Raw genomic sequence first — 16,067 nt, forward strand, 5'->3', positions numbered from 1 at the left:
GTGATCCGGTGCGGGGGTCGGCGGGGCGGCCGGCCGGGGTCGGGCGTCAGCGCGGTTCGAGCCCGAGCGTGGCGGTCCGGGCACCCTCGGTCAGGACGTGCTCGACGATGCCCGTGTAGCGCCCGTACTTCGTGCGATACGCGGCGTCCACGTCCGCGTACTCTCCGGGATCGGCGTCGCGGAACGCCACCTGCCGCCGTACGCCTCCGGCCTCGACGAGGCCCTCGTGCCGAGATCGCGTGCCCCGGTACCAGGGGCCGTCCGTGCCCTTCACCGAGCGCACGTAGAGGCGGTCCCCCACGCGCACCACCCACATGGTCACCGGTGCCCGCAGGGTGCCGTCGGCGCGTTCGGACCGCAGGTCGAGCTCCCCGGCCGTACCGATCTTCTCCAGGTCCGCGTCGTTCCAGTGCGTCATGCCCTCACTCCCTCAGAACCGTGGCCGCCCCCCTCATCCACGGTCACGCGATCCCGGCGCCCCGGCCAGCCGAACGCCCTCGCCCCCACCCTGCCGCCTCCGCGCGCCCCCCAACCAGGCCGAGCCCACCCAGGGAACCCCCAGCGGGGGCACACCAGGACCCCCCACCGCCAGGTGCCCCCGGAACCGACAGAACCAGCCACCCCCGAGGGTCGGGGACGGTCATACTGTCTGCGGCGGATGGGTCATGCGTGACGGGTGAGGGAGGCGCGAGTGCGCCTGGGTGCGAAGGTCGGCGAGCGCTACCGCCTGACGAAAGGCCCGATCCGAGGCGGCTCGGGCGAAGTCTGGCTCGCCCACGACGAGGAACTGGGCCGGGACGTCGTCCTGAAGAGGGTCCTGGGCGTCGAGAGCCCCACCGGCTTCGACCGGCTCCGCGCCGAAGCCCGCGTCCTCGCCCGTTTCAGCCACCCCCACGTGGTGACCCTGCACGACGCCGTCCGCGTCGGCCGGCGCAACCGCGCGACCACCTACCTCGTGATGGAGTACGCCCCCGGCGGCAGCCTGGACCACCGCCCGCCCCTGCCCCCGCACATCGCCGCCCACCTCGGCGCGCAGATCGCGGACGCGCTGATCGCCCTGCACACGGAGGGCATCGTGCACGGCGACATCAAACCGGGCAACGTCGTGGCCACCGGCCCCCGCACCGTGAAACTCGCCGACTTCGGCGCCGCGTACCGGGTCGGCGGCAAGGAGACGATCACCCCGAACAGCGCGATCGGCTACACCCCCGACTACGCCGCGCCCGAAGTCGTCCGCGGGCAGCCCGAGCCCGCCTCGGACGTCTTCTCGCTCGCCGCGATGGTGTACGCCCTGATCAGCGGAGATCCGCCGCGGCCCCCGGGTGCGCCGGGCGCGGGATCGTACCGGCCGGGCCCGGAATCCCGGCGGAACGTCGAACTGACCGCCGACGTGGGCCCGTTGCGGGAGCCCCTGACCGCGATGCTGCGCCGCGACCCGGGCGCGCGGCCCAGCGCGGCCGAGGCGCTGGAACTGCTGCGCGCGGCGGCCGGACCGGTCGCCGAACTGCCCGCGCTTCCCGACCCGTTGGAGCCGACGGAGCGCAGCAGCGGTACCGCGGAGGACGGTTCGGAGCCCGCCCGCTTTCCTCCCGGCCTGTTCCGCCCCGGCCTGTTCCGCCCCACCCCCTTGCGTCCCGGCCGATTCCTACGGGACCACCTGCGGTCGGTCGTCGCGGTCTCCGCGGCCGTGGTCGTGCTGGCGGCGGCCGCCGGAGTGTGGGCGGCGAGCGGCGGTTCGGGCGGGGCGTCGGCCGCACCCGGTTCCGCGCCCTCGGGCCGCCCCGCGCCGAAGGCGCCCACGTCCGCCGGCTCCGTCTCCGCGGCCCTCTTCGGCGACCAGCGCACCGCCGACCCCTGCGCACTCGCGAAGCCCGCCGCGCTGGCGAAGTACGGCGACGCCGAACTCGACCCGGCGTACGGCAACTTCGACCGGTGCGACGTCATCGTGGACACCAGGTCCGGGCCGGAGATCGACATCGAGGTGGAGTTCGTCGACGGCTCGGCGCAGCCCACCGGCACCGTGCACACCGCGGGCCGGGTGCGCGTCGTGGACGAGCCGGCGGACGGCGGCGAGTGCGACCGTACGCTCCTGCTCGACGGCGCCGCGGACACCGGCGGCGGCAACAGCGCCGGCAAAGGCAACAGCGGCAACGGCGGCCACGACCACGGCGGGCGGCACCGTTCCACCAGCGTGCACGCCGTCGTCACCGCGAAGCCGGCCGACGACTCCGACCCCTCCTCCACCGTGCTGTGCGGCATGGCCGACACCGCCACCACCGCCGCGGTCGCCGCCCTCAACGCCGTGCCGACCGGCGGCCGACTCCCGCGCCGCACACCCGCGTTGCCCGCCGAGTCGCTGGTCGACACGGACGCCTGCACGCTGCTGACCGCGACGGCGCTCGAAGTCGTCCCCGGCATCGACGCCAACGACCCGGACGTCTCCTACGGCAACTGGGACTGCTCGTGGCAGAGCACCACCAGCGACATCGACGTCGACCTCGCCTTCGACCGAGGCGAGCCGCCCACCGCCGACGACGGCACCTCCACCCGCCTCGGCGGCCACCGCGCCTTCGTCGCCCCGCCCGACTCCGACGGCGACCACACCGCCGTGGTCGAGGTGGTCTACCGCACCTACACCGACGACCACGGCGACCGGCTCGCCGAGACCTTCGAGTTGGAGGTCAGCGGCTCGGGCGGCGACGCGAGGCTGCGCTCCATGGCGACCCGGCTCGCCGCCGCGGCCGCCGCCCGGCTCCCCACCCGCTGACCGGTCTGCGGAGGGGTCCCGCGCCGGCCGGGCACACTCGGACAAAGAGGTGCGCGACGAGAGTGGAAGGCGCACGGGGACACCGCGGGGCCGTGCACCGGAGGGGAGCGCGCGGCCCGCCCCCGCCGCCGATGAGGAGGAGACAGTGAACAGCCCGGACAGCCTCGCGCGGGGCGCCGCGCCCGCCAGCCCCGGCACGCTCCACGCCCGCACCGTGACCGGCGGCATCAAGGTGGCACCGCGCGCCGGGCTGGTGGTCAGGTTCGGCCGCGGCGAGCGCCCGGACGACGTGGACCTGCCGGTCGGCGAGGACGACCTGCGGGTCAGCCGCCGGCACGGCGAACTCACCTACCGCAAGCGCCAGTGGTGGCTGCGCAACACCGGCCGGCAGCTCGTCCGCCTGCCGCACGGCCGCCTGATGCACACCACCACCGACCCGATCCCGCTCGTCCCCGGCTACACCCCGGTCTTCGTCAAGGGCTCCGGCTTCCGCGAGCACCTGGTCGAGCTGTACGTCACCGGCCACGACGAGCGCGGCTCCGTACCCCGCCGCCGCGCCGAGACCCTGCCGCCCAAGCTGTGGCCGCTGGACGACGACGAACGCCTGCTGCTGGTCGTCATGGGCCAGCACTACCTGCTCTACGAGGACGGCCCGCGTCCGCTGGCGTACCGGCAGACCGCCGAGCAACTCGCGTACCTGCGCCCCGACGGCAACTGGAGCGTGCGCCGGATCGAGTACAAACTCGCCTCCGTACGGCGGCGGTTGCACGAGGGCGGCTTCCCGTACCCGCTGATGCACGACGGCGACGCGGGCACCCCGTGGGACAACAACCTCCTGCACAACCTCCTCAAGGGCCTGGTCGAGTCCACCACGCTGGTGCCACCGGACCTGGACCTGATGGAGACCGAGCCGGACGAGGACGGCTTCGGCGACGAGCCCGCGGACGCCCCCGGGTCACGCCCCCGCTGAACCCTCCGCCGACGCACCCGCCGACGCACCCGCCGACGCACCCGGCCGCGCCCGCAGCCCGTCGAGCACGAGGCCGAGCAGGTGCCGGGTGCGCGGCTCCCAGTCCGGCCCCTGGTCGCTGCGCCACAGGAAGTCCACCAGGAGCAGCACGTCCGGCGCGTCCACGTCGGCGCGCACGGCGCCGGCGTCCTGCCCGGCCCGCAGCAGCGAGCCGATCGTGTCGATCACCCGGTCGTAGTACTCGTTGGACAGGTCCGCCCGGGTCGCGGCCTCCACGGCCTGCGCGACGCCGTGCTTGATCCGGCCGTACGCCGCCAGCCGGTCCAGCCACAGCCGCAGGGCGTCCAGCGGCCGCTGCTCGTGCGCGCGCAGCAACTCGGGTGCGGCGCGCAGCAGTTCCTCGATGTCCTGCCGGTAGACGGCCAGCAGCAGCGCCTCTCGGGTGGCGAAGTGCCGGTAGAGCGTGCCCTGGCCGACCCCCGCGCGCTTCGCGATCGAGTTCAGCGTCGCGTCGGCCGACTCGGTCAGCGCGACCCGGGCCACGTCCACGATCCGGGCACGGTTCTGCTCCGCGTCGGCCCGCCGAGGTGCTCGCTCGGTCACGAGGCGCCCTTCCTTCCCTCCGGTCCGGCCGCGCCGTCGCACCGCGCCGCGCCGTGGCAGGGCGCGGCAGGGCGGGACCGGGCCGGGTCCTTTGCTAAGCGGACACCTGTCCGCTACGTTGGAATGGAAGTGGACGCGTGTCCGCTTCCCCTTCCGACGATACCGCGAACCCCCGGCAAGGAGCAGTCCATGTCCACCGCAGCACCCGCGACCCCCGCCTCCGCCGCATCCCCTTCCTCCCCCACGCCCCCGCTGCACGGCAAGGTCGTCGCCCTCACCGGCGCGAGCAGCGGCATCGGCGAGGCCACCGCGCTGCTGCTCGCCGCGCGCGGCGCCCGGCTGGTGCTCGGCGCGCGCCGCACCGACCGGCTGGACGCGCTCGCCGCGCGGATCACCGCGGCCGGCGGCGAGGCCGTCACCGCCAGGACCGACGTGCGCCGCAGCGAGGACCTGGCGGCGCTCGTCGCCCTCGCCGGGCAGCGCTTCGGCCGGCTCGACGTCCTGGTGGGCAACGCCGGCATCGGCCCGGTCTCCCCGCTCGACGACCTGCGGGTCGAGGACTGGGCGGACATGGTCGACATCAACGTGAAGGGCCTGCTGCACGGCATCGCCGCGGCCCTGCCGGTCTTCCGCGCCCAGGGCTCGGGGCACTTCGTCACGACCCTGTCCACCGCGGGCCTGCGGATCGTCCCCGGCCAGGTGGTCTACGCGGCGACCAAGAACGCCGCCCGCACCATCTGCGAGGGCCTGCGCCAGGAGGCCGGCCCGCACATCCGCGTCACCTCCGTCTCCCCCGGTTTCGTGCACACCGACTTCGCGGCGGGCGCGGCCGACCCGCGGGTGCGCGCCGAACTCCTCGCCAAGCGCGACGAGATCGCCATCCCGCCGGACGCGATCGCCCGGGCCATCGGCTACGCCATCGAGCAGCCGGCGGACGTGGACGTCAACGAGATCGTGATCCGCCCGACCGCCCAGAGCTGAACTCCCCCGAGCACAGCCGCACTTCACCCCGCGAACCCGAACCCGGCCACGTTCCCCCGTACGGACCTCCTCCGCGTACGGGCATCCGACGCAACGGACCTGCGCCGCGTACCGCCGCCGTCGCTTCACGGCCGGTTCACGCGGCGGCCAACCCGCCGTGAAGATGCGGCGGGACCCTGGCGGTTGGCCATTACCGGCTGGTAATACGGAGCTGAGCGCGCGCCGGGCACGTCTCCGGCACGGGCCGAGCGACGCCCGACACGCCGGCCGGCGAACGGCCGGAGCAGCAGCCGCACGAGCGCCAACCCCGCCCACCGTCAGGAGACTTGTCCATGCGCGCAGCCAGCAGACGCCAGTTCCTCTCCGGTGCCTCCGCCGCGGCGGCGGCCGCCGCCCTGACCCTCGTGGACAGCCCGTTCGCGTCGGCCGCGGCCCACGACCGCGCGGTCGCCGCGACCGCCGCGCGCGCCGCCGTGGTCGAGGGCACCACGCTCGCCCAGGCCGCGACGGCGACCGGCACCGGCACGTACAAGAGGCTTGCGGCCGGGCCCGGTTGGCCGCTGGTGGTACGCGGCGAGCTGGCCGCGGCCGGCTCCGGGCGGGACACCACGCGGACCGGGCTCGCCTCCTTCGTGCAGTTCACCGACCTGCACCTGGCCGACACCGAGTCGCCCGTGCGCTTCGAGTACCTGGCGCAGTACATCGACTCCGCCTACCGCCCGCACGAGGCGCTGACCGTGCGCGGCGCGGCCTCGCTGGTGGACCGGGTCAACTCCCTTTCCGGCGGCCCCTACACGGGCCTGCCGTTCTCGTTGGTGATGGCGACCGGCGACAACACCGACAACCACGAGCAGGTCGAACTCGACTGGTACCTCACGGTGATGAGCGGCGGCGCGATCACCCCGAACACCGGGGACACCTCGCGGTACGAGGGCGTGCAGAACTCCGGTTCCGCGCTGTACTGGAACCCCGAGTCGTCCTACCAGGACCACTACAAGGCGGCCGGCTTCCCGCAGGTGCCGGGCTTCCTGGCCGCGGCCGGGAAGCCGTTCACCGCGGCCGGGCTGCGCACCCCCTGGTACACCACGGTCGGCAACCACGACGACAGCATCGAGGGCACCCTGCCCGACCTGGGCCTGCTGGGCTCGCTCTACACCGGCGGCGGCAAGATCGAGGGCGTGGACGACGCGACCGCGGCCAAGCTCGCCGACGCGATCCAGCACGACCCGGCGACCGCGGTCGCCCTCCTGCTCGGCCTGCTCGAAGGCGGCGGCCCGGTCCGCTCGGTCACCCCCGACGCCCGCCGCGCCCCCTTCACCCCGAAGCAGTTCGCCCAGGCGCACCTCGACACCGCCCGCACCGGCCCCGGCCCGTACGGCCACGGCTTCACCGCGGCGGCGGCCGACAGCGGCAAGCTCTACTACACCTTCCCGATCTCCGACGGCGTCCTCGGCGTCAGCCTCGACACCACCAACCGCGCCGGTTGGGCGGACGGCTCCATCGGCTCCGCCCAGCTCAAGTGGCTGGAGTCGGTGCTCCAGTCGTACAGCACCCACTGGTACGACACCGACGGCAACGTGGTCCGGCGCGGCTCCCAGGACCAGCTCGTCGTCCTGTTCAGCCACCACACCAGCACCACCATGGGCAACACGCTGCCCGACCCGTACAACCTCCTCGACGGCCGGCACACCGGCACCGAACTCGTCACCCTGCTTCAGCGCTACCCCAACGTGGTGGCCTGGGTGAACGGCCACACGCACGCCAACCTCATCACCCCGCACGGCCACGCCGTCCCCGAGCGGGCGTTCTGGGAGATCAACACCGCCTCCCACGTCGACTTCCCGCAGCACGCCCGGCTGATCGAGATCGCCGACAACCACGACGGCACCCTGTCGCTCTTCACCACCCTCGTCGAGTCCGCCGCCCCCTACGCCACCGACTTCGGCACCACCACCGAGCCCAACCTCGCCGCCCTCTACCGCGAGCTCTCCTTCAACGACCCCTACGCCACCCCCGCCGCCAAGCTCGGTACCTCCGCCGACCACAACACCGAACTCCTCCTGGTCAAGCCGAGCACCTGACCGCCCGCGCGGCGGATCAGCGGTGCGAGATCGACAGGTCCGCGGTGCCCCCGTGCACCGACCCGACCCGTACCAAGATGCCGTTCAGCGCGGCGGTGCCGCCGGGGCTGACCCCGGACTCCAGGTGGGTCCCGCCGCCGTTCGCCTCGATGGTGACCCCGTCGGGGCCGATGTGGGTGACCTTGAACGCGGAGAAGCCGAACCGGCCGTCCACCGGGATGGTGACCGGCCGGGAGACGGTGATCTCGCAGGTGCCGTCGTAGCAGGCGTGGAGATCGGTGGTGGCGGTGCCGGCGCTCGGGGTCGCGGTGGCGGGAGTGGTCGCGGTGGTGGGAATGCTCGCGGTGGCGGGCGGGACCGGGGGCGGCGCGGGCGCCGGCGCGGTGGAGGTCGCGGCCGCGGTGGTCGCAGGTGTCCGCCCGGCCCCCTGGGCGCTCCCGCTCCCGTGCCCGTCGCCGTGCCCGCCCGACCCGCACCCCGCCAGTACCGCGGCCGCCAGCACCGCGCCCGCGACGTACCCGCACCGCATGTGTCCGGCCATCGCTCGACTCCCCGCTCGCGCCCCTGGTCCACCCGGGTCCGCCCCTTCCGGCGGCTCCCCCAGGTCTACCCGGTGCGACCCGGGACCCGTCCCGAGCCGGCCGTACCGCCCCCGTACGGGTGACGCGCGGCGCCGGGCCTGACGTCAGTCCGGGATCGGTACGGCCGCGCCGCGCACGCTGATGCCCTCGGCGGGGTCCGCGGGGATGCCGACGGTCAGCACGCTCGGCCGGCCCATGTCGTCGCCCTGGTGGATGGTGAGCTCGGCCGGCAGCGCGACCAGGCCCAGCTCCCGCAGGTAGCCGCCGAACGCGCCGGCCGCCGCACCCGTGGCCGGGTCCTCGACCACACCGCCGGGCGGGAAGGGGTTGCGGGCGTGGAAGACGGTCTCCGACTCCCGCCAGACCAGGTCGACCGTCGTCCAGTCGCGGCGGCGCATGAGGTCGCCGAGCGCGGCCATGTCGTAGTCGAGCGCGGCCAGCCGCTGCCGGGTCGAGGCGGCGATCACCGGGTGCCAGGCGCCGGCGTAGGCGATCCGCGGCGGCAGCGCCGGGTCCAGTTCGTCCGCGGACCAGCGCAGCGCGGCGAGCAACTCCGGCAGGTCGTCCGGGGCCGGCGGCACCGACCTGGGCGGCACGCTCACCAACTCGGCGGTGATCACGCCGTCGGCCCCCACCGAGGTCCCGACCCTGACGAGCCCGGCCCGGGTGTGGAAGTCCCGTGCGCCGGGGCCGTGCTCACGCGCGTGGGCGACCGCGGTGGCGATGGTCGCGTGCCCGCAGAACGACACCTCGGCCAGCGGGCTGAAGTAGCGGACGTCCAGGCCGCCGTCGGGGCGGGGCACGGCGAACGCCGTCTCCGAGTAGCCGACTTCGGCGGCGACGGCCAGCATCGCGGCCTCGTCGGCGCCGCTCGCGTCCAGCACCACGCCCGCCGGGTTCCCCCCGGAGGCGTCGGTGGCGAAAGCCACGTACCTCAGCACGTCCATGGCCGCACGCTACCCAGCGCGTCATGACACCGTCAAAGCTCTTTCCCAAGCCGTACCTGTGCCCGCGCGGACCTCGTGCGTACGGGACCCCGCCCCGATTCTGCTACGCTGATCCAGCGACATCAGCCCGCCGAAATGTCCGAACGGTCACAGGAAATCCCCAGGGGTTTCCGGGGGCCCGGAAGGCATGGCGCGGGCGTCGCGGAAAACCGGTGCGAGAGCGGGGCACATCATGTGTCACACTTGTGCCGCACCAAGCAAGGTCCTGTGGAGCAGTTTGGAGTGCTCGCCACCCTGTCAAGGTGGAGGCCGCGGGTTCAAATCCCGTCAGGACCGCTGCGGCTGGGTAGCTCAGTTGGTACGAGCGACCGCCTGAAAAGCGGTAGGTCGCCGGTTCGACCCCGGCCCCAGCCACCGCACGACACAGGGCCCGTTTCCATCGGAGACGGGCCCTGCGTCGTTGGCGCGGGCGCCCCGGCAGGCACCCCGACGGGCACTCGGTAAGCAGCCGGCAGGCACCCGCGGGCACCCCGTGGACCGCGCCCCCGTCCGGACGCCCCGAAAACCCCGCCGAAATGGGTTCGCCCGTCCTCCCCGGCAGGTGCGATGCTGGATCGCGTATGTCTACGCAACCCTCCTCCTCCGCCGAGTTCTCCGGACTCGCCGCGCGGCTGCCCGCGCTCTCCTCGCGCGACGAGCAGCGGCTCGGCCGCCGGCTCGACGGCGCCCGCCGCATCCGCAAGCCGGAGGCGCGCACCGCGGTGCTCACCGAGATCGACACGGAGATCGGGAGGGCCGAGGCCCGGATAGCCGCCCGCCAGGCTGCTGTGCCGCGGATCACGTACCCCGGGTCGCTGCCGGTCAGCCAGAAGAAGGACGACATCCTCGCGGCGATCCGCGATCACCAGGTGGTGATCGTCGCCGGTGAGACCGGCTCCGGCAAGACCACCCAGATCCCGAAGATCTGCCTGGAGCTGGGCCGGGGCGTGCGCGGCCTGATCGGCCACACCCAGCCGCGCCGGATCGCGGCCAGGACGGTCGCCGAGCGCGTCGCGGAGGAGCTGCGCACCCCGCTGGGCGAGGCGGTCGGCTGGAAGGTCCGCTTCACCGACCAGGTGGGCGACTCCACCCTGGTCAAGCTGATGACCGACGGCATCATGCTCGCCGAGATCCAGACCGACCGCGAGCTGCGCGCCTACGACACGATCATCATCGACGAGGCCCACGAGCGCAGCCTCAACATCGACTTCATCCTCGGCTACCTCGCCCAGCTGCTGCCGCGCCGCCCCGACCTCAAGGTCGTGATCACCTCCGCCACGATCGACCCGCAGCGCTTCTCCCGGCACTTCGGCGACGCCCCGGTGGTGGAGGTCAGCGGGCGCACGTATCCGGTCGAGGTGCGCTACCGGCCGCTCCTCGAAGAGGGTTCCGCGGAGGCCGACCGGGACCAGATCACCGCGATCAGCGACGCGGTGGACGAACTGCAGGCCGAGGGCCCGGGCGACATCCTGGTCTTCCTCTCCGGCGAGCGGGAGATCCGCGACACCGCCGACGCCCTCACCAAGCGGCAGTTGCGCGGCACCGAGGTGCTGCCGCTGTACGCGCGGCTGTCGTCGGCGGAGCAGCACCGCGTCTTCCAGCAGCACACCGGCCGCCGCATCGTGCTGGCCACCAACGTGGCGGAGACCTCGCTGACCGTCCCGGGCATCCGCTACGTGATCGACCCCGGCACCGCCCGCATCTCCCGCTACAGCCACCGCACCAAGGTGCAGCGGCTGCCGATCGAGCCGATCAGCCAGGCCAGCGCCAACCAGCGCAAGGGCCGCTGCGGCCGCACCTCCGACGGCATCTGCATCCGGCTCTACGACGAGGACGACTTCCTGTCCCGTCCCGAGTTCACCGACGCGGAGATCCTGCGCACCAACCTCGCCTCGGTGATCCTTCAGATGACGGCGGCCGGGCTCGGCGACATCGCGAAGTTCCCGTTCATCGACCCGCCGGACAGCCGCAACATCAAGGACGGCGTCCAGCTCCTCGAAGAGCTCGGCGCGCTCGACCCCCAGCAGAAGGACCCGCGCAAGCGGCTCACCCAGACCGGCCGCAAGCTCGCCCAGCTCCCGGTCGACCCGCGGCTGGCCCGCATGGTGCTGGAGGCGGACCGCAACGGCTGCGTGCGCGAGGTGATGGTGATCGCGGCCGCGCTGTCCATCCAGGACCCGCGCGAGCGCCCCGCCGACAAGCAGGCGCAGGCCGACCAGCAGCACGCCCGGTTCAAGGACGAGAGCAGCGACTTCCTCTCCTTCCTGCACCTGTGGGCGTACCTGCGCGACAAGCAGAAGGAGCTGTCCTCCTCCGCCTTCCGCCGGATGTGCCGTTCCGAGTTCCTCAACTACCTGCGCATCCGCGAGTGGCAGGACATCTACAGCCAGCTCCGCTCGGTCGCCCGGACTCTCGGCATCACCATCGAGCCCGAACCCACCGGCGGCCAGGACGCGGCGGACCCGCAGCGGGTCCATGTGTCGTTGCTCGCGGGGCTGTTGTCGCATCTGGGCCTCAAGGACACCGACAAGAACGAGTACCTGGGCGCCCGTAGCGCGAAGTTCGCGGTCTTCCCCGGCTCCGCGCTGTTCAAGAAGCCGCCGCGCTGGATCATGTCGGCCGAGCTGGTGGAGACCTCCCGGCTGTGGGCGCGGGTCAACGCGAAGATCGAGCCGGAGTGGGTCGAGCCGCTCGCCGAGCACCTGGTCAAGCGCAGCTACAGCGAGCCGCACTGGGAGAAGGACCAGGCCGCGGTGATGGCGTACGAGAAGGTGACGCTCTACGGCGTCCCGCTGGTCGCCCAGCGCAAGGTGAACTACGGGCGGATCGACCCGGAGACCTCGCGCGAGCTGTTCATCCGCAACGCCCTGGTCGAGGGCGACTGGCGCACCCACCACCAGTTCTTCCACGACAACCGCAAACTCCTCGGCGAGGTAGAGGAGTTGGAGCACCGCGCCCGCCGCCGCGACATCCTCGTCGACGACGAGACGCTCTTCGACTTCTACGACGGCAAGCTGCCCGAACACGTGGTGTCCGGCGCCCACTTCGACTCCTGGTGGAAGCACAAGCGGCGCGAGGAACCGGAGTTGCTCAATTTCGAGCACTCCATGCTGATCAACGAGAACGCGGAGGCGGTCACCAAGGCCGACTACCCCGACTCCTGGCGGCAGGGCGCGCTGAAGTTCCGGGTGACCTACCAGTTCGAGCCGGGCGGGGAGGCCGACGGTGTGACCGTGCACATCCCGCTCCAGGTGCTCAACCAGGTGGTGCCCGACGGCTTCGACTGGCAGATCCCCGGCCTGCGCGAGCAGGTCGTCACCGAGCTGATCCGCTCGCTGCCCAAGCCGATCCGCCGCCACTACGTCCCGGCGCCGAACTACGCGCAGGCGTTCCTCGACCGGGTCGCGGCCGGCCCCGACCCGCTGCCCGTGGTGCTGGCGCGGGAACTCCAGCGGATGGTCGGGGTACGGGTCTCGGCGGAGGACTTCGACCTGTCGAAGGTGCCCGACCACCTCAAGATCACCTTCCGGGTGGTGGACGAGCGGCGCCGCAAGGTCGCCGGCCACGCGGAGGACAAGGACCTCGACGCGCTCAAGCAGCGGCTGCGGCCGAAGACGCGGGAGGCGATCACCAAGGCGTTCGAGCGGGCCTCGGACCCGGCGCTGGCCACCATGGAGCAGCGCACCGGCCTCACCGACTGGACGGTGGGCGCCCTCCCGCGCACCTTCGAGACCAGGCGGGCCGGGCAGCCGGTCAAGGCGTACCCGGCGCTGGTCGACGAGGGCGCCACGGTCGCGGTGCGGCTGTTCGACACCGAGCCGGAGCAGGCCGAGGCGATGTGGCGCGGCACCCGCCGGCTGATCCTGCTGAACGTCCCGGTCAACCCGGCGAAGTTCGCCGCCGACAAACTCTCCAACCAGCAGAAGCTCGCGCTGTCCCGCAACCCGCACGGCAGCGTGCAGGGCCTCTTCGAGGACTGCGCCACCGCGGCCGCGGACCGGCTGATCGCCGAGCACGGTGGGCCCGCCTGGGACGAGGAGAGCTACCGCAAGCTGTTCGACGCGGTACGGGCCGACCTGGTCGAGCTGACCGGGCGCTCCATCCAGCAGGTCCAGCAGGTCCTCGCGGCCTGGCACTCCTGCGAGCGCCGGCTGAAGGACACCGCGAGCCTCGTCCTGGTCGCGAACGTCCAGGACGTCAAGGAGCAGCTCGCCGGGCTGGTGTACCCCGGTTTCGTCACCGGGGCGGGCCTGAAGCGCCTCCCGGACCTGCTGCGCTACCTGGTGGCCGCCGACCGCCGCCTCCAGCAGATGCCGACGGGCGTCCAGCGCGACACCACCCGTATGGAGAAGGTCCGCGAGATCCAGGCGGAGTACGCCGAGCTGCTGGCCGCCCAGCCGGCCGGACGCCCGGTCCCCGCCGCCGTCCGCGACATCCGCTGGATGATCGAGGAGCTGCGGGTCAGCTACTTCGCGCACGCCCTGGGCACCGCGTTCCCGGTCTCGGACAAGCGCGTCTTCAAGGCCCTCGACGCCGCCTGGTCCTGAGTTCGACCGCACCCCCTGACCTGCTGTACAGTCTGACTCGCAACGAGGTCCTGTGGAGCAGTTTGGAGTGCTCGCCACCCTGTCAAGGTGGAGGCCGCGGGTTCAAATCCCGTCAGGACCGCAGCAGATGGCAAAGCCCGTCCCCCGAACCTGGGGAGGCGGGCTTTCCGCCGTCCCCCCGGGCCGGCCCAGGCCGCGCCACGCGGCGCCAGCCGCGAATCAGACCCAGCAAATCCCGTCAAAACCCCACCAGACAACGAAAGCCCGTCCCCCGAACCCCGGGAGACGGGCTTTCCGCCGTCCCATCCAGGCTCGGGCGAGCGTCGGCCGTCCCCAACCAGGTCGCGGCCCCACACCGCCAACCACACCCCCGTACGCGGGCTTTCCACCGCCCCCTGGGACCCGCCGGCACACAGGGGCGCGCTCCGCGGCCCCAGGCGCGCGTGTGCGGGCCGTTCCGCGCGCCGGGGCGACCCGGCCACGCGCCCGGCAAGTCCCGTCGGCCTGCGAGGAGTTGAGGGCTTCCGTCCCGCCGGGCCGGCGACCGGGGCGGCCGCGGAGGCACGACGGCACCGAAGACCCTAACGGGCCAAGCCGGTTCATTACCGCATCGCAGGCAACAACCTCAAGTGCCGCACATGTGACGGGAGTCACGCGAACTTGTGGGACACATAAGGAACTGGAGGCCCTGCGCAAGGCTCTCGATTTAATATGTGCAATGGTACCCACCTGCATCACGTGTGACCGGGCACACAAAAAAGAGGATCGCATCGGACCCGGCGGAGTCCGATGCGATCCTCTTACGGTCATACGGTGTTGCGTCCTGCTGTTCGCCCTCCCCTCGGGCCTCCTGATGGGGGCAGGTGGCCTTCGGACGGCGACGTATGGGGTAGGGGCCCCACAAGCCGCCCAAAAGGGCTGTCAGGCCTCGCTGCGCTGCTGCGGAATGCCCGCAAGCAGCGCACGGACCTCCGCCTCGCGGTAACGGCGGTGCCCGCCGAGCGTGCGGATCGACGTGAGCTTGCCTGCCTTGGCCCAGCGCGTGACCGTCTTCGGGTCGACGCGGAACATGGTGGCGACCTCAGCGGGTGTTAGCAACGGCTCGGCATCAGGGGTGCGAGCGGTCATGAGCGGCCTCCTCGAGAGAACCGAACCAACGCGGTTCTTTCCTCTTAAATTCTGCACCTTGACCCGCGTTGCCCGATATGGGCGAACGCGGGCCGAGTCGGTAATAGGACGAACGGCTTGTCCTCGGCACTACAACTACACCATCCGTCCAGCCGCGTCGGCCAAACCGATGGATTTGCCCTCTCAGGTGTTCAAGCTCGACGGAAGCCGATGGACCGGGCCATAGCGGACAGTCACACCAACGTGACGATCAGTCACAGCGCGATCATCCGCCACATCCCCACCTTCGATGCGAGCCCGAGGCGGACCCGATGTCCCATTTTGGCATGACAGATGGTGATGCAGGCAAGAGTCCGGTTACGTGCTCTGCGTCACGCTTGGGCCAATAGCACCATCACCAGGGGCAGAAGCACGTCGCGGGCCGGACCGGAGACAACACCCGGCCCACCCGGAGACAACAACCCGTCAGATCCCGACCGCCCCGCCGTGCGCCACGGCCCGGCTCAGTTCGCGAACTGGAGCTCGCGCACCGCCCGCCACCGATCGGTCAGCCGCTCGTACGCCGTGCCGGCCGCCGCCGAGTCGCCCTCGCGCAGCGCCGCCAGCCCCTCGGCCGCGTCCGCCGCCGAGCGGTCGGCCGCCAGCGCCTCCGGGCCGATCACGTGCACCAGCCCGCCGTAGTCCAGTTCGACCAGCGAGCGCGGGTGGAACTCCTCCAGCCAGCGCCCCACGTCGATCAGCCCGTCGACCAACGGGCTCTCGTCCAGCGCCTCCTTGAGCACCCGCAGGCCGCGCGCCACCCGGCGCCGCGCCTGCACCATCGGGGTGCGGTAGCGCATCATCGGCTGCTTCGACCCGCCCGTGGCGTCCTCCGCGCCGACCGGTTCGTACTCCCGCTCGTCGTCGCCGACGAGGATGAACCAGCGCACCGGCACGTGCCAGGTCGCCGAGCGAATCCAGGGCCGCGCGTCGGGGTTCCGCTCGCGCCACGCCTCGTGGTCGGCCGCGGCCTGCCGCCTGACCACCGGCGGCACCATCGCGTCGAGCACCGGGGCCGGCAGCTGTCCCTCCAGCTGCTCCAGTGCCATCCAGCCGCGCAGCCGGGTCCGCCACGGGCAGACGTGCGTGACCCCGCCCACCTCGGCGATGAACGCCTCCCGGCTCTCGTGCACCGGCACCGCGATCGGCGGCACCGGCACCAGCCCGGCCAGCGACTGCCTCAGCTCGTCCTGTGCGCCGCGCTCACGGCCCGCGGCCGCATACCGGTACCAGTGGGTGCGTTCGGGCTCGGGAAAGGCCGCCAGCGGCTCGTACACCCGCAGATACGACGTGTACGGGACCAGTACCGCCGAACCGCCCACGCCCGCTCCTCCAACGCCGTACCCGCCGTGCCGACGCCTCCGATCGTCCCACGGGACCGCCT

11 protein-coding genes and 3 tRNA genes are annotated in these 16,067 nt (G+C 72.6%); 8 read left to right on the plus strand and 6 right to left on the minus strand.

The window, feature by feature from the left end; genetic code table 11:
* Positions 1 to 46 precede the first annotated feature (46 nt).
* A complete protein-coding gene (locus ACIPAE_RS28670) occupies positions 47 to 418 on the minus strand; it encodes a DUF2255 family protein (RefSeq protein ID WP_329367740.1) in 372 nt (123 codons plus the stop codon).
* Positions 419 to 691: 273 nt separating this feature from the next.
* On the opposite strand from ACIPAE_RS28670, the gene ACIPAE_RS28675 reads away from it, so the two are divergent.
* Together ACIPAE_RS28675 and ACIPAE_RS28680 are read left to right on the plus strand one after the other, a co-directional pair.
* Positions 692 to 2,767, plus strand: a complete 2,076-nt coding sequence (locus ACIPAE_RS28675) for a serine/threonine-protein kinase (protein WP_402449009.1) — start codon at positions 692 to 694, stop codon at positions 2,765 to 2,767.
* A gap of 145 nt (positions 2,768 to 2,912) precedes the next feature.
* Positions 2,913 to 3,737 carry an FHA domain-containing protein gene (locus ACIPAE_RS28680; protein WP_402449011.1) on the plus strand — a complete coding sequence of 275 codons (825 nt, stop codon included), beginning with the start codon at positions 2,913 to 2,915 and terminating at the stop codon, positions 3,735 to 3,737.
* Here ACIPAE_RS28680 and ACIPAE_RS28685 read toward each other — a convergent pair.
* Positions 3,723 to 4,340 (minus strand): TetR/AcrR family transcriptional regulator, encoded by a 618-nt coding sequence (locus ACIPAE_RS28685; protein ID WP_402449013.1) that lies wholly within the window; start codon positions 4,338 to 4,340, stop codon positions 3,723 to 3,725. The two genes, ACIPAE_RS28680 and ACIPAE_RS28685, sit on opposite strands and share 15 nt — an antisense overlap.
* 189 nt (positions 4,341 to 4,529) lie before the next feature.
* Between ACIPAE_RS28685 and ACIPAE_RS28690 the strand changes: the two genes are divergently transcribed.
* Both ACIPAE_RS28690 and ACIPAE_RS28695 read left to right on the plus strand, forming a co-directional pair.
* Entirely contained in the window at positions 4,530 to 5,321 is a 792-nt protein-coding gene (locus tag ACIPAE_RS28690) for an SDR family oxidoreductase (protein WP_366411517.1), read from the plus strand.
* Between the two features lie 332 nt (positions 5,322 to 5,653).
* On the plus strand, positions 5,654 to 7,402 hold the full coding sequence (locus ACIPAE_RS28695; protein WP_402449017.1) for a TIGR03767 family metallophosphoesterase: 1,749 nt from the start codon (positions 5,654 to 5,656) through the stop codon (positions 7,400 to 7,402).
* A 16-nt stretch (positions 7,403 to 7,418) separates the two neighbouring features.
* On the opposite strand, the gene ACIPAE_RS28700 is transcribed toward ACIPAE_RS28695, so the two are convergent.
* Positions 7,419 to 7,943 carry a hypothetical protein gene (locus ACIPAE_RS28700; protein WP_402449019.1) on the minus strand — a complete coding sequence of 175 codons (525 nt, stop codon included), beginning with the start codon at positions 7,941 to 7,943 and terminating at the stop codon, positions 7,419 to 7,421.
* Between the two features lie 144 nt (positions 7,944 to 8,087).
* Positions 8,088 to 8,930 carry a PhzF family phenazine biosynthesis protein gene (locus ACIPAE_RS28705; RefSeq protein WP_402449021.1) on the minus strand — a complete coding sequence of 281 codons (843 nt, stop codon included), beginning with the start codon at positions 8,928 to 8,930 and terminating at the stop codon, positions 8,088 to 8,090.
* Between the two features lie 261 nt (positions 8,931 to 9,191).
* Here ACIPAE_RS28705 and ACIPAE_RS28710 point away from each other — a divergent pair.
* From ACIPAE_RS28710 to ACIPAE_RS28725, 4 genes are all read left to right on the plus strand, one after another.
* Positions 9,192 to 9,266 (plus strand) — tRNA-Asp (locus tag ACIPAE_RS28710).
* A gap of 4 nt (positions 9,267 to 9,270) precedes the next feature.
* Positions 9,271 to 9,344 (plus strand) — tRNA-Phe (locus tag ACIPAE_RS28715).
* 206 nt (positions 9,345 to 9,550) lie between these two features.
* The gene (hrpA, locus tag ACIPAE_RS28720; RefSeq protein ID WP_402449024.1) at positions 9,551 to 13,516 is read left to right on the plus strand and encodes an ATP-dependent RNA helicase HrpA; all 3,966 of its coding nucleotides are present in this window, start codon (positions 9,551 to 9,553) and stop codon (positions 13,514 to 13,516) included.
* A 46-nt stretch (positions 13,517 to 13,562) separates the two neighbouring features.
* Positions 13,563 to 13,637 (plus strand) — tRNA-Asp (locus tag ACIPAE_RS28725).
* An 800-nt stretch (positions 13,638 to 14,437) separates the two neighbouring features.
* Here ACIPAE_RS28725 and bldC read toward each other — a convergent pair.
* Complete coding sequence (gene bldC / locus ACIPAE_RS28730; RefSeq protein ID WP_003949541.1) at positions 14,438 to 14,644, minus strand: developmental transcriptional regulator BldC; 207 nt, start codon at positions 14,642 to 14,644, stop codon at positions 14,438 to 14,440.
* 503 nt (positions 14,645 to 15,147) lie between these two features.
* On the minus strand, positions 15,148 to 16,005 hold the full coding sequence (locus ACIPAE_RS28735) for a hypothetical protein (RefSeq protein ID WP_328465717.1): 858 nt from the start codon (positions 16,003 to 16,005) through the stop codon (positions 15,148 to 15,150).
* Between the last annotated feature and the right edge of the window lie 62 nt (positions 16,006 to 16,067).

The organism is Streptomyces sp. NPDC087270 (assembly GCF_044744625.1).
Classification (GTDB): domain Bacteria; phylum Actinomycetota; class Actinomycetes; order Streptomycetales; family Streptomycetaceae; genus Actinacidiphila.